The following is a 13,999-nucleotide window of genomic DNA, read 5'->3' on the forward strand; positions in this document are numbered from 1 at the left end:
AACCTTGGGAAGAATATCGAAACCTTCAAAAAGACAACCAGCCTTAGAATACGAAACCTCCATGTTCCGTGATCCACATAATCAATAATTATAATTATAAGAAGTCGAAGTTGTTTCGGATTTTGTTTCACCTGTACTAGCACTTCCAGAGCCACTGATGCTGGCCGATACATGTGCCGCCGACATAGCGCCGGCCGCGAGCTGGGCGGTGTACTGCCCCAAGGCCTTGGCTGCCTCCAGTGCGATCTGCGCCTGCTGTACAGCGTTCTGCATCTTCGCGGTGTACTCGCTGATCTGCATTTCCGCGTAAGCGATGTTGGTCCGACTGTTCATGTCGGCAAAGCGAGATTGCATTTCGGCGTCGGCCACGTTGGCACTGGCCGCTGCGCGCCAGGCTTCTACTTGGGCCTGGAACACCGACGTGTTGTACTGCACCTCGCTCAGGTTGGCCTGCAGGGTGGCCTTGTAGGCGTCCACGTCGGCCAAGAACTTCGACACCTTGGTGCGCGCCGCTTCCATCCTGATCTGCGCTCCCTTGACCTTGACATCGGCCTTGTTCGCCAGCCCCTGGATGGTTGAAGCGTAGGCACGGGCCTGCGCATCGAGCACATCCGCCTTGGCCGACTCGCCCTTGACGCGGGCCTCGTAGGCGTCGAACTTGACCTTCTCGGCGCCAATCTGCTCGGCATACGCCTGCACGTCTGCGCGGTAGGCATCGAACTGGTTCTTGATCGTCTCGGCGCGCACTGAAGCGCCCTGCATCAGCGCCTTGTAGACCTCGACGCTCGACTGTACGGCGTCCAGCTTGGCCTTAAACACCTCGACGCGCTGCTGGTTGATCTGCCCCAGCGCCACCTGGCCCTCCACGGCGGTCTTGTAGGCGGTCAGCTTGGAAATGGCCGCGTCCAGCTTGGTACGGTAGACCTGCGCCAGCGTCTCGAAGGCCGCGTTCTGCGCGTTGAATAGGCTGATCTGCGCGTTGAACACGTTGATCTGGCTTTCCGCGTGAAAGCGGGCGACTTCGAACAGGCGCTGCGCCATGTTCTGGTGCATGTTCTCGGTCAACTGCTCGAGGGCCAGGCCCTGCTGCACGGCGAAGCGCAGGTTCTCGATTTCCCAGGTGGCCGCCTGAACTAGGATGTCGCGGTTCAGCTCGGCCGCTTTCAGCCGGCCCTGCTCGCGCACCACGTCCACCTGCCTGGCGAGCATCCCCGGCGGCATGGAGAAGTTACGGGCGGCCCAGGTATCAACCGCCTCCTGCACGGCGCGGGTGGTTTCACCGCTGTCGCGCTCGCGGGAGCGGGCGAACAGCGCCTGCTCGATGGGTACAGGCAGGCCGGTGCCGCCCGCCATCAGTTCCTTGATCTTCGCTTGCAACTCGTCCAGCACCTCGGACTGGTACTCCGGTTCCAGCCAGTTGATGAAGACGTTGGGCACCGTGATCCCGCTCGCGTCCGGCGGCGTGGCATCGAACGTGGGCAACTCGGGGAACACGAATTCCGGCAGGCGGATCTGTTCCAGCGCTTCCATGTCCGGCATGGCGATCTGCGGCGCGTCGGGAATCTCCACCGTGGTGTCGATGTCCGGGCGTTCCGGCACCGGGATGGCCGTCATGCTCGGCGCGTCCGGGATGTTGATCGGGATCATGGTCGGCGCGTCGGGCAGGTCGTCCATGTCGCCCACGTCCAGGTCGGCCAGCAGGTCGTCGATGTTCAGGCCGCCAGGGGCTTCCGGCTTGACCAGCGAAGACGGGTTGTAGGTCGGCTGCTCGCCCAGGTTGACGGGCGGCGGCGAAGCGATAGGCGCATCCGGCCGCGTCGGTGCCGGCACGTCAGCCACCGTGATGTCGCCGATCTTCGCCAGCGCGGCGGACAGTTCTGCGCTGTACTTGCTGCCCAGCGCCTCAAGATCGTTCATCTTGTCCGTAACGGTGTCCACCGCTACGCCAAGGATGCTATCCGGTGCGATACCCATTCACACTCTCCTGTTGGTCGGCGCCGATTCGACGCTCAAGTCGTTGATGTAGGCGCGCTGGCCCGTCAGGCGCAGCGTGAAGGCGAAGTGCCTGCCGCGCAGGCCGCGGCCGAACTTGAACCGGCCGTTAGTCAGTTCGGCGGCGGGCTCGCTCTCTAGCGGGTAGCTGTAGGTCGCGGCGGCGCCGCTTTGCGTGGTGGTCACGTCCATGGTGACCTGGCCGCCGGCGGCCAGGTCGTATTCCAAGTAGGCGGTATGCGGATGCACTAGTGCGCCCTGCCCCAGGTCCAACTTTCCGGTGGTGATGCTGCCCGCCACGGCGTCGCTGCCGCCTTCCAGGGCATAGACGCCATCCGCAGCGATACCGTAGACCTTGCCGTCGATCACTGCCAGCGAGCTGAAGGTGTACGGGGCATAGCGGCTCATGGCCCAGCTATCGACGTTGGCCGTCCAAGCCAGGCCGCCGTCCTGCTCGCCGCCCACGGGTTCGCCATCGACCAGAGCGAAGTCCGTCACTAGGTCACGTGCGGCCAGGTGGTCCAGTACCATGGCGGCGACGCGGGCGCCATCAACCAGCAGTTCCTGGACGGCCTGATGGGCGTCCAGCACCTCGTCGGATAGCGCGGCGGTGTCCGTCAGCAACACGCGAGCATGCAGCCTGCCGAAAACCTCGTCGCTCGCCAGGGCGCTGTCTTCGAACAGCGCGGCAGCGGCCTGGCCCGTGCTGTCGCTGATGCGCGCGGAATCGACCACCAGCGTGAAGGTGTGGCGGGTGCCCAGCGCCTCGTCGCTCAGGTGGGCGTTGTCCACGGCCAGGCTGCGAACGCGCTCTATCACGGCATCGGAGACCACTGCACCATCGGTATGCAGCACGCGCAGCGTGCCGGTGACGCGATCACCCGCCGTAGCCGTTTCAACCACCAGCACCCTGGCGCGCAACTGGTCGGTCACCTCGTCGCTGGCGTGTGCCTGGTCCGCCAGCAAGTGCCCCGGACGGTCAATTGCCTCGTCGGAAGCCACCGCGGTGTCGGTATGCAGCACCAGCAGGCCGAACAGCACCGTCTCGCTGATCCTGGCGGTTCCCTCGCTGATCGCGGTCAGGCCGATCCAGGCCGAGTCGCTGATTACCGCCGTGTCGTTGGAATCGTCGCGGTAGTCACTCATTGATAACCCCTATGAAGTGGTGGGCCGCCTTGTGATCGGCAAGTGCGGTATGCCCCCAGCGGCGGCGCAGTCCATCCTGGCCCGTCTCGTAGATGCTGGCGTACCGGGCGTCGCCGATGGCGACATGCACGGCGTCGCGGTAGAAGTAAAAGTCGTTCTCGGGCGAGAAGCCCCAGTACCACGAGTGCGGCATGTCCTTGTTGACCTGAACAGCGCCGGCCACGGACAGGCACACACTCAGGCGCCCGCTACTCTCGTTGGGGTACTGGGTGTCCTTCCGGTACGGATCGAAGCCTGGCGCCTCGCCGCCGATGATGACGCCGTTGGCGTTGTGGACGGAGTTGCGGTAGGTGTACGGCCCACAGATGCCCGTGACATCCAGAAACCCGCCAGGTGGCAGGTTCAGCCAGTTGCCACTCTCGGCGAAGTCGCTGATTTCGGTGGGGCTGTAGACCAGCGTGTCGACATAGACAGGCACCCCATCCTTGGATGGCGGGTCGCCCCGGTTCCCGTTCCGCGTCTGCCCCATCCAGTGCCAGATGTCGTCGTAGCACCAGAGTTCGTAGGACGTGGGATCAGGCACAGAGCCCTGCGTCGTTTCCTCGTGGGAACTGCGTCCCCCGGTATGGTCCTGGTAAGCGTAGAGCATGCAATCGCGCTCGAACACCGGCACCAGCGCCGCCACGTCCAGGGTAAACGTCTCGGTAGTGTCTACCGTGGTGCGGTGCATGTAATACCTGGACCGGCTCACGCCGCCGACGCACCAAAGCGTCGGCGGAGTGGAGTAAGCCGGGTTGCCGTAGCCCATATCGGTGCCGACGATGTTGGTATGGACCGTTACCGCCGGCTGCTCCTGCCGATCGTCGAAGTCGGTCGTGTAGAAGAACCCCATCAGCCCGCTGAGGCCGAAGGTCTCGGTCTTCTCCCACTGGCCGACGATCATGTACTGCTCGAACGTACTTGTCGTTTCCTGCTGGAACTTGCGTTCGTCGTAGAAATACTTGATGACACGCAATTGGTCCTCGACATAGCAGCCGAAGACTATGGTGTCGCACTTCACTGCGCCGCCGGAATAGTCGGGCGAGATGTGCGGGAAGGACTCGCACCCCTGCCCCGTCAGTTCGGGGAACTTCAGGCGGGTGCAGGACTTCAAGACCTTGGACGGCCAGTAGAAAGGGCCACTGGCGACGCGCGACACGCGGCCCTGGTGGGTGGCGATGGGAGGTAGTTCCAGGCTGTCCCAGTAGTCCAGATCCGGGCCGCTGGCCGAAGAGGCGCGCGAGAGAATCTCACCAGCCGGCACCCGCCGAATCTTATACTTGATGGCCAGTTCTCTGGCGGTGCCATCGGTCAGCGCGCCATAGACCTGGGCCAGGTAGGCGTTGAGTTTCGCTGCATCGTCTGGATCATCGAAATTCCAGGTGTTCTTCAGTCGCCCCTGGTTCTCCGCCGGGGCCAGCGACAGACTCATCTTGTACGCATGGACCTGCATCAGGCCGGCGTCGTCATAGGTCCAGCAGGTGTTGAAGCCCTCGGTGCCTCGGCTGTTCACCGCCCAGCCACACGCCGCGTACATGGCCTCGAAATTGTAGAAGTCGGCGGTGTCGCAGACCTTGACGATGACGCCGGCCCGGCGCCACGCCTCGAACTCCTGTTCCGGCTGTGGGAACCCCTCACCAGTAGGCATGCCGCCGAAGCGGTCCAGAAGCTTCAGCAGCTCGTCGTCACCAACATCCAGCACGTAGTCACGGAAAGCCTCGGTGGTGGTGGCCGGCACCACAGGAAGCGGCATCGCGTAGACGCCCCGCGCATTGATCTGCAGCAACCACGGACTGTTGCCGGCATCGAAAGCGACGGCGTTGCAGCGGCTGGCGAGGTAGTCACATTTGAACTGGCCTTGCTCGTCCGGAAAGCCTGTGTAGGCCGGCAGCCGAACGTTGCCGACTTCCTGGCGGATGCGGTGCATGTAGCGCTCAGGAATCAGCATCCTTGCGCGCTCAAGGTCGTCCTCTGGCAGTTCGGCCATGACCTGCCGCCCATATCCGCCAGCCACCTGCATGACCTCGGCCATGGCGCCGCTGTACCAGGTCGGGCGCTGCTTGACGTACTGAGTGAATGTGTAGATGCCCTGCTCGCGCGGCTCGAAGTATTGGAAACGAGGTTCGTACTTGATGACGAAGCGTTGCAACGCCACGTCCTTCGGCGGAAGCGCCGCTTTCGGGTCGTAGGCCACCAGCCGGCGCCGGGCCTGCTCGGTCAACCTTATGCCAACGCCCTGCCCATCGGTCAGCACCTGGGCGCGGGTGATGACGCCGGAGAACAGCATGGGGATGTTGGTCTGTGCCACCCCGTCGAAACGGAATTGCGGAAGCTCATGCTGCTCGAGCACCAGGATGCGAAACACTCCGCCCATGTCGATGGCCACCGCCTGCCGGCCGCTGGGCAGGTCCGCAACGCGCTTCAGGTTGGCGAGGTCAGACGCCTGCTTGAAGTTCGTCAGGTTCCTGGCCAGCCGCTCGACAGCGGCGGCATCGGCGGCGGAGAGTTCCGCGTCTTCCGCGAAACGTCCGTAGGGGCGCGGCGAATACATCGGCTTAGACGGTCAGGTTCAGCCGGTAGCCGATATCGTAGGTATCGCCGTTCTGGAACACACGAGTCGCCGCGTACTTCGACGCCGATACCAGCGCACCCGTGGTGCCACCCTTGGTGCTGTTGGTCAGCAACGCGGCGCCGTTGACGTTGAGTTGCGACGCCGTGGCGATGGTTACGGTCGCGACCGCGTTCATGTTGTCGATGGAACCGGTAGCGGTATCGGTTGGCGTCCAGGCTGGGCGGGTAGCGCTGGTGTAACCCTCGGTCATGCTGGTGATCTCCGAGGCCACCGCGGCGAAGTTGGCGGCGGTCCAGTTGGCAGCAGGTGCTGCCGTCCCGGCGAACAGGGCCAGGAAATACGACACCTTGGGCTTGCTGCCCAGCGCAATGTTGAGGATGTGCGCCAGGCCCTCGGTGGGGATCAGGTTGTCACCTTCCTTCTCCCACTCGCCGCTGTTGATGCGGCCGAAGTATTCGCCACCGGCCAGTACGCTGAGCCGCGGGAAGGCAATGCCGTTTTCGGTGATGTCGAAGCTACCAGTGGCCAGGTCGGCGGCCAGTTCTTTGCGCAGAGCGCTGCTAATGCGTTGCATAGGGTTCTCTCCGAAGTCCCATGCCGCACTCCTGCGCAGCGATTGAAGGCCCGATATTCTGGGTGATTCAGCTTACTGCCGTCAGTAGACGGCGGTCGAACACTACAGAGGTACCGGCACGGCCGGTGATGCCGGCGAGCACGCCTGCATGAACCTCGGCGATGGCGCCACTGCTGGTGCCCATGACGTAGCCGTTCTCCGCTAGCCACACGGCGACCGGCGAGCCATCCGGTGATGCGTTGGTGCCTACCACCTCGGCAGGGACCAGGACTGCACTACCAGGCACCGGAGCCCGCGATGCACGACGCGACACGCTCAGGCTTGCCGGATCAGCGCCATCCAGAAAGGCGACATGATCGACCTGGCCCACCCAAATGCCGCCATCCACCGGCTGCACGAAGGTTATGCGCTGGGGCATCTGCACGAAGCCGTAGCGCTCATCGTGCAGGTGGTAGGCCAGGGCCTCGGAGAAGCGCAGCACGTTGGCGCGCGCGATCAGCAGACGCCCGCGCCAGTAGGCCAGGTGCTTGCCGGTCGGCATGGGCGACAGGTGGCGAAACTGCGCCGGTCGGCCCAGCTCCGGTAGCGTCGGCAGGATGACCGTGGCCGCGCCCAGCGGGTAGTCGCCGGCCAACAGCAGCTCGCCACCATTCGCTCGCGTCAGGTAGAGGCGCGCGCCGGTCACACTGGCATCCAAGCACAGCGGAAAGGTGACTTCCAGCGCGCCGGCATCGGTCACGTCCGCGAAGGCGATCAGCGACGGCGCCGACTCCTGGGGGCCGCGCAGCCACGCCACAGCCGCGCCGTAGGTGCCTTGACTCAACGATCCGGCGCCTGCCACCAGCAGCGGCGGCGCCGGGGTGTCCAGCGTCAGGCGCTCGGCCTGCGCGCCATCGTAGGTGAAGATGCCCGCCGTTCCGGCGACGCACACCCGATTGTTCAGCACCTCGTGGGACAGGTCCCCTTCGCCGATCTGTGCGAGCGGCTCGAACGTCCATGAATGCGGATCGACCTTTCCCCACTGGTCGCCCAGGGCGCCGAAGGCGTCGCCGTGCAGTGGGCTTTGCCAGAGTTGGCGGAACGGCTGGTCCGTGACCTGGCGCACAGAGGCCCGCAGTTGCGCCTTGCCGGCCGGCGACAGGTCTATGTTCACCGCATCACGCACATAGAGCCTCGGGCTCTCGCCGCCGCGTTGCAGCGCGGCATCTTCGGCGACGTTGTTGATGCCGGCCAGCGGCACCAGGGAAGTCGTGGCCATCAGAAAGCTCCTTTGCGGTACTGATCGGCGTTGCCGTCAGGGCGGATGTAGTGGACACCTGGCCGCACATTGGACACGCCCACATCCACTGAATCCAACCCTACAGGTGCCACGGACTGGGCATTTGGACCCGGTGGGGTGAAGACGTTGCGGACTCGCATGCGATCCGCGAAATGCGACGGGTCGTATTCGCAGATGAACGACTCCCAACCGTCCGGCTCAACCCCTCGCACCCGCAGCGAAACCCAGACTGTACCGAATGCTGATGTGTCGGTACCGCTTGGAATGGTCGGCATCGGCGGTCCAACATGCAGCGACTGCCACTGGTACGGACCTTCTCCACGCGAATATCCCATAGCCTGCGACGGGAATCCGGTCATCTGGAGTCGACGATCCAGCAGCGATACCCATGTAGCCCCACCCGGGCCAGGAGCCGGCAGACCAGCAGGCCGAACTGTTTGCGGGCCGTAATAGGGGCCACGGTCTACGGCAGGCACCCCGAGTAACATCGAATCAGCACCGGCGAACTGTGTCACGAACTGAGTGCCATCACCCACGATCGCCCAACCCATGCGATACGCCTGCAGACCCCGCGGCTCCAGGTAGCGACGCTTCAGGTAGATCGCATGCTCACCCATCTTCGACACGTCGCCCAGCGGGAAAGGCTTGAGGATGCCCAGGTAGGTGCTGATGCGCGCCGAGCCGAATCGCTCACCCGGCGGATAAACCAGCGTTTCCCCTACATAGTGCAAGTTACCGGCTGGATGGTTCTGCTTGGCCTGCTCGGGTGCCTCCTTCACCGCCCAGATGGTGTGCGGCGTGAGACGCGGCTTGGATGGCTGGAACACTTCAGCGTCGGGCCATTCGTCCACCGTCAGCTTGCGCAGCTTCAAGCTCACGGCTGGCAGGCCGTAGCCGTCCACCTTGATGCCGGCGTCGATGTTCACGCCCATGATGCGCACCGTCGGCTCCTCGATGTCCGGCGCCCGGATGCCTGTCGCGTACAGGACGTACTGATTCAGACCGGGCTTTCCGAGCACCGCTCCGGTGTTAACCGCCTGATCAACCATGATGTTCTGCGGCGAGTACGGCGGCGCGCCGGTCTTGGTCACCACCAGCTTGTCGCCCATCCTGAGCAGGTTGGTGCCTGGAACCGTGATGGTCTGCTTGCGGTCGGCGATCTTTGCCTGGCCGAACAACTGCATGTTACTGCCGTCCGGCGCCACCGGACGCCATTGCAGGCGCACGAAGGCCGAACCGAATTCCTCGGCGTTCGCCCCGAAGGTCGCGACCTCCGGCGTCACGTTGTGGATGCGCGGATCGCCGAACAGGTCTTTGTGCGCCCACCTCGGCCCGATCGCGTTGAAGTGGATCGACAGAGCCGCCAGGCCCATGTTCAGCATGTCGTTGCTTACCGGATCGACATAGCGCGTGTACAGCTTGACCTCGGGCAACTTGATATCCGGCGGCTCGATGCTGTAGCGCGGCTCGATGCTGATACCGCGAATGGCGAAATCGATGAACGCGATGCCGATATCCACCGAGTCGAAGCCGCCGATGCGGTCGAAGTAACGCCGCGTGTTCTCCAGTCTCGCCACACCGAAAGCGCTTTGAGCATTCCCGGTCGGCACCAACACCCTCGCGCCGTTGTAGACGGCATGCCAATTCAGGATCGGCGGCGGTTCGATGCCTTCCAGCGGCAGGTAACGGCGGCCGTAGGCAATCATGGCTGCAGTGGTGATCTGCGGCGGCGCCACGCCGCCTGGCAAGATCGGCCTGGCATTGTTGTCGATCTGCGGGAAGCCGGCCGGCGGCGAAGGCATGCCGATGGTGCCCACTTGACGGTTTCGGTTCTCCACCAGCGTCCACTGCGACCAGGGTGGCGGGTTCAACTCGCTGTCCGGGTCGTACTCCTGGACCACGTACTGGCGCAGGTTCCACACGTCTGCGCGGCCCCAGCGGTATTCTTCCTGGACGGTGCTCTGGAATCCGGCCGGCTCGGCAAAGGTGAGCCAGTTGTTGATCGCCTGCTGCCCCCACAACTCGGCGAAGCCTTGAGGCGCGACCGTCTGCGACTCGGGAATGATCCGCGTGCCGAATGCCGAGGAATCCCAGCCTGGCGGCTCCAAGAAGCGCGTGCCGCCGACCATAGGTCTGGCCACGGCATCCAGAAACGTGCCAATGGGCTCCAGAACGCGCGTTCCCTGACTGACCCATGCCGTCCCCATGCCTGGCGCTGGAACACCAGCATTGAGCTGCACGAACTGGCGTTCGTGGCTGATGCGGTGGACATCCGGGATCGCGGTCGCCAGTAGGCCGCCAGGCTTCAGATAGCGGGTGTACAGCCAAACCGTGGGATTCGCGCCCCACGGCGGCGGCGCAATGTTGCCGGCCGCCACATAGCGGTTTCGGTTGATGATGTTCGCCTGCCCGCTTTGGTAGGCGACAAATCCGGTCGGCTGAACCGTTCGGTGCTTGTTCTGTGCGTTGTGGGATCCGATGACGTTCGAATTGAAGCCGTAGGCCGAAACGAACGTGCTGTACTTCCAAGCCTTGGCGGCGCCGAACACTTGGTGCGACGATCCTACAGGCAACACAAAGCGATACTGAGTACGGATCGCCGGTGGCGGTACCATGGAATCGCTGAATCCGCCCGGGAAAACCGTTTGGCCCTCTACCGGCGGCAACTCACCCCACTGAAGCAGCACAGCATTGGACGCTGGCGGCACGTAGCCGGGGTCAACGGTAGAGAAGTCGAGATCCGCCGATGCGTGCGGGTCCGGAAGGATTGTCCGCACTACCCGGGCATCGCGCGAGAGCAGCGGTGGCTGAATGCCCCAAGCTCCGATGGTTCCTTCGGGAAGGTTCGCCGGCGGGCCGCCACCCAGCGTGACGTTGCGACTGCTGGAGGGGACGTAGCCGCTGGGTACTGCGTCAAAACGCAGCTCTACGCCCGTGGTCATAGCTACTCCAGCACGATGCGATCGGCGATCACAGCGTTGATCAGCGGCGAGTTCTCATCGTCCAGGCCGACTACGTACATGGTGGTACCCACCTTCGCGATGACCGGAATTTCGAACAGACCTGATGAGTCGCTGCGTCCTCTACCGATCACCGACCCTGTTTCGCGCTCGTGAACATGGACGATGCGGGTAGCAGGCTGGCCAGCCTGGTCCACGACGGTGCCCGAGACGGTTCCACCGTAGATGGAGCATGTCACCAGTGTGACACCACCCTGAACGATCGTAGTCAGGTCGGTGGAAGACACCACAGTGGTGCCGTTGAGGACCACCAGCTTGATGGGGAGTCCAGCAGTTTGGGCGGTGTTCTTGATGGCCACATCAATTTGCCTGCCCGGAACGACACGCGCCACGAATTGGACGTTTTCACTGGATCGGTTATGCGTGCCGCGAAATAGCGCCAGGTCGGCGTTGTAGTTGCCCGAAAAGCTGGTAATACCTGAGTCGACACCAGTCGGGTGGAAGATAATCGCCAGGCGCAGCCCGCAGTTGATCGAGTAGTACCGGCTAACTCCTGCGATCGCCTGTGAGTAGTGCGTACTGGCCGAGGTGAACTGGTAGGGGACAATCTCCACACCGCACTCGGTTGAAACAACCAACCTATCGGCCCCGCCGGTCCACAACGGCGGGATTGGTAGCAGCATCGCACTATCATCGGTGCTCGGCCAGCTAGGGTTATAGGCAGTCGTTGAGCCTTGGAAGTCGGCCACCCAGGCGGTATAGATGTCGTCGAGCGATGTCGCACTGGTGACGAATGATGGAGAGACGAATTTTTCGCCGTCCAGGTCGATGGTGTCGGCCATTAATTCGCTCCTTCAACCGGTTGACCGAGGATCGTTTCGTCTGGCCAGTAGCCTTTCGCCTGGTGCCACTGGGCATAGCGCTCCAGCAGCACCCTGTCTCCGACCTGGGCGCCGTAGCGCACACCGTAGTCGATAGCCCACTGCTGCTGGCAGCGGTCGGGCGGACATGGAGCCTGCTCGTGAACGAACATCTGGAACGGAGGCAAGGCGCCTACAGCCTTCCAGTTGACGTACATTTCCTGGCTTGGCGTCAGTTCAATGGGCCTGGGCTCGATACCCTTGACACCGATACCCTGCGCTGGCGGCTTGCCCGAGCCACTCATCAGCCTCATGCAGCCCTCACAATCACAGGGGCGTTCAAGCGGCCGGCATGCCACGCAGTGACAGTCGGCATTCTTCTCGTGCGGGTGTTGATGCCCTTGCATTTCGCACTCCTGCGCGCAGGCGCTCAGACCTTGAAGATTTTGTTGGTGCCGTTATCCCAGGTGACGATGATGTCGCCGCCGTTGGGGGTGATCGGCAGGCCGGTAGCCGTGTCGATGAATGCAATCAGCGGGCTGGTGGACTCGGTACCGGTGTCCTTGTAGATGATGATTGCCTCGATGCTCGCGCCGGACACACTGGTGAACGTCACATCCGCACCGTCGGCGGCGCCGCCAGTGGTGGTCTTCGCGGTAAGAGTGACCGGGCCAGCGATCCGGGACGACGACGGGATATCCGACAGGTACTGGTGGATCGCAGTCTGCGGCGTGTAGGCGCCGGTATCGACCAGGATCACCTTGATCGTGTCGGTCATCCAGTTGAACTGGCCCTCCAGGAAGCGCTGGCGGGCATAGTCATAGAGGGTATTTGCCATCAGGGGTGTGCTCCAGGTCTTGGAGCGCACTCCTGCGCGCTGCTGCGGGGTTTTGAATAACGGTGCCTTCGTCGGCCGAAATCTGCAGGCGCGCCACCTGCCCGGACTTCTTTTCCAGGCGGATGGCAGTACCATCGATCAGCAGTACCTCTCCGACCTTCAGGTCCACGCTCATCTTCTTGCTCATGGCCAGAATGCCTCTACATGGTGAGAAACATCCTCACGGGTGATGCGCCGCAGGTCGGAGTCGGGGCGCTCGCCGAAGTAGGCCGTGAAAGCGGCTTCGGCCAGCGCGGCGCGGTTCGGATCGAACGACTCCATGTCGGGGATGCTGAAGCCGCGATGCAGCGCCCACTGGACCAGATGCCGGTGGTGCTCGGCGTGAATCTCCGGCTGCGCGGTGTCCTTGTCGGCCAGCGCCATGTCAGCCAGGGGCGTGCGGTAGCCCTCCACGCGCAGAATGCCAGCCCGGTCGGGGGTTGGCACCAGACGCAGCGAAGTGTCGCCCTGGATGGCGTACAGCGGCTTGCCGGTGCATGCGCGCCATTCCGGCAGCTCCACGTCCAGCACCTCGGCCGACTTCAGCACCGGCATGGTCGGGCGCGACATATCGGCCGGGTAGAAGCCCAGGTGCGACAGTTCGTATAGCGACGCATGCAACTGGTAGACGGCAGTTCCGGCGACCACCTCGGTGCGGCACACGGCGTCGGCCTGGCTCTCGTGGATCAGCCTGCCGCGCACGGCGGCTTCGCGCACTGCGTCGTTGAGCCAGTCGGCCACGTCCTGGTCCGACCAGAAATACGGCTCCACCATGTCGTTCGCGTCCGTGCGAACTCGGCGGATCAGGTCGGCCAGCGTCATACCGCGCCACCGAACTGGTCGATGCGCGCGTGGACGGCATCACGGGAACGCGCCAAGCCGTGCTGCTTGACCAGGTTCAGGCCGTAGCGGTCCTTGGCGAATGCCGCCAGGCTGGTGAAGTCGGCGAAGTTGTCCACCTCCCGGTGCAGGGCCGATAGGTCTTCCTCCTTGCGAGCGCGCTCCTGCTGGGCCTGCTGAGCCTGCGCGATCACCTGCTTGGTGTCGTCGCCGGCCGGCGCGGGGCCGGTGGAGCGCTCGAACAGGTCGCGATGGTTGAGGAATCGACGCGCCAGATCGCCGGGCACGCTACGCACCTGCCCTTGGGTGAACATCAGCCCGGAGCCATACAGGCGGTCGGTGAAGCTTTCCCGCGGTCCGATGTACTTGATGGGCACGCCGTTATCCAGCATGGGCACGCCGTCGCTCGCCATCTGCGCCACCAGGGCCGCATTCTTGCCCAGCACCTCGTTGAGTTGGTCTTGCAACTCAGCCACGCGCGCGTCGGCGTCCTGGCTCCCGGCGTCCGGGATGTCCTTGAGTGCATGAACCACGGCGCGGAACAGATAGTCCTTGACCTTCTGCGACTCGGGCAACTCGGCGTAGGGAACGCAGCACGGGTGCGTCTTCGCCTCGAAGTCCTTGACCTCGCCATGGACCCAGCCGTTGGCCAGCTTGTCCGCCAGCCAGGACTCATGGGACTGCTCGGGGGTGGTGTCTGGGTTGTCCAGGTGGAGTTGCACGCCGGCCAGGATGCCGCGCTGCATGTCTTCCGGGCACTCGGCGAACGGTGGTGCCACCTTGTCGCCGATGGCGAGGCAGTAGGCGGAATTGATCGCGTGGGCGATGGTGGCGATGAGGATGGGTTTCATGAATGTCCT

12 protein-coding genes are annotated in these 13,999 nt (G+C 63.7%); all 12 read right to left on the reverse strand.

Annotation, left to right across the window (positions count from 1 at the left end; all coding sequences use genetic code 11):
• Window positions 1-81: 81 nt before the first annotated feature.
• The 12 genes from HMPREF1224_RS20095 to HMPREF1224_RS20150 all read right to left on the reverse strand — a co-directional run bounded on the left by HMPREF1224_RS20095 (window position 82) and on the right by HMPREF1224_RS20150 (window position 13,990).
• Entirely contained in the window at window positions 82-1,974 is a 1,893-nt protein-coding gene (locus HMPREF1224_RS20095; protein WP_010793294.1) for a hypothetical protein, read from the reverse strand.
• On the reverse strand, window positions 1,975-3,138 hold the full coding sequence (locus HMPREF1224_RS20100; RefSeq protein ID WP_010793295.1) for a hypothetical protein: 1,164 nt from the start codon (window positions 3,136-3,138) through the stop codon (window positions 1,975-1,977).
• The gene (locus HMPREF1224_RS20105; RefSeq protein WP_010793296.1) at window positions 3,131-5,728 is read right to left on the reverse strand and encodes a hypothetical protein; all 2,598 of its coding nucleotides are present in this window, start codon (window positions 5,726-5,728) and stop codon (window positions 3,131-3,133) included. The genes HMPREF1224_RS20100 and HMPREF1224_RS20105 overlap by 8 nt, the downstream gene beginning before the upstream one ends.
• 4 nt (window positions 5,729-5,732) lie before the next feature.
• Complete coding sequence (locus tag HMPREF1224_RS20110; protein WP_010793297.1) at window positions 5,733-6,323, reverse strand: hypothetical protein; 591 nt, start codon at window positions 6,321-6,323, stop codon at window positions 5,733-5,735.
• Between the two features lie 67 nt (window positions 6,324-6,390).
• Window positions 6,391-7,581 carry a hypothetical protein gene (locus HMPREF1224_RS20115; RefSeq protein WP_004349219.1) on the reverse strand — a complete coding sequence of 397 codons (1,191 nt, stop codon included), beginning with the start codon at window positions 7,579-7,581 and terminating at the stop codon, window positions 6,391-6,393.
• A complete protein-coding gene (locus HMPREF1224_RS20120; protein WP_010793298.1) occupies window positions 7,581-10,544 on the reverse strand; it encodes a hypothetical protein in 2,964 nt (987 codons plus the stop codon). Before HMPREF1224_RS20120 ends, HMPREF1224_RS20115 begins: the two co-directional genes overlap by 1 nt.
• A gap of 2 nt (window positions 10,545-10,546) precedes the next feature.
• On the reverse strand, window positions 10,547-11,404 hold the full coding sequence (locus HMPREF1224_RS20125; protein ID WP_010793299.1) for a hypothetical protein: 858 nt from the start codon (window positions 11,402-11,404) through the stop codon (window positions 10,547-10,549).
• The gene (locus HMPREF1224_RS20130) at window positions 11,404-11,829 is read right to left on the reverse strand and encodes a hypothetical protein (protein ID WP_010793300.1); all 426 of its coding nucleotides are present in this window, start codon (window positions 11,827-11,829) and stop codon (window positions 11,404-11,406) included. The genes HMPREF1224_RS20125 and HMPREF1224_RS20130 overlap by 1 nt, the downstream gene beginning before the upstream one ends.
• A 23-nt stretch (window positions 11,830-11,852) precedes the next feature.
• Window positions 11,853-12,260 carry a hypothetical protein gene (locus HMPREF1224_RS20135; protein ID WP_004349209.1) on the reverse strand — a complete coding sequence of 136 codons (408 nt, stop codon included), beginning with the start codon at window positions 12,258-12,260 and terminating at the stop codon, window positions 11,853-11,855.
• Complete coding sequence (locus HMPREF1224_RS20140) at window positions 12,241-12,447, reverse strand: hypothetical protein (RefSeq protein WP_004349207.1); 207 nt, start codon at window positions 12,445-12,447, stop codon at window positions 12,241-12,243. The genes HMPREF1224_RS20135 and HMPREF1224_RS20140 overlap by 20 nt, the downstream gene beginning before the upstream one ends.
• Window positions 12,444-13,121, reverse strand: coding sequence for a phage adaptor protein (locus HMPREF1224_RS20145; protein ID WP_010793301.1), 678 nt, complete (start codon window positions 13,119-13,121; stop codon window positions 12,444-12,446). Before HMPREF1224_RS20145 ends, HMPREF1224_RS20140 begins: the two co-directional genes overlap by 4 nt.
• Complete coding sequence (locus HMPREF1224_RS20150; protein WP_004354927.1) at window positions 13,118-13,990, reverse strand: RyR domain-containing protein; 873 nt, start codon at window positions 13,988-13,990, stop codon at window positions 13,118-13,120. The genes HMPREF1224_RS20145 and HMPREF1224_RS20150 overlap by 4 nt, the downstream gene beginning before the upstream one ends.
• Window positions 13,991-13,999 lie beyond the last annotated feature (9 nt).

The organism is Pseudomonas sp. P179, from assembly GCF_000478485.2.
Classification (GTDB): Bacteria; Pseudomonadota; Gammaproteobacteria; order Pseudomonadales; family Pseudomonadaceae; genus Pseudomonas; species Pseudomonas aeruginosa.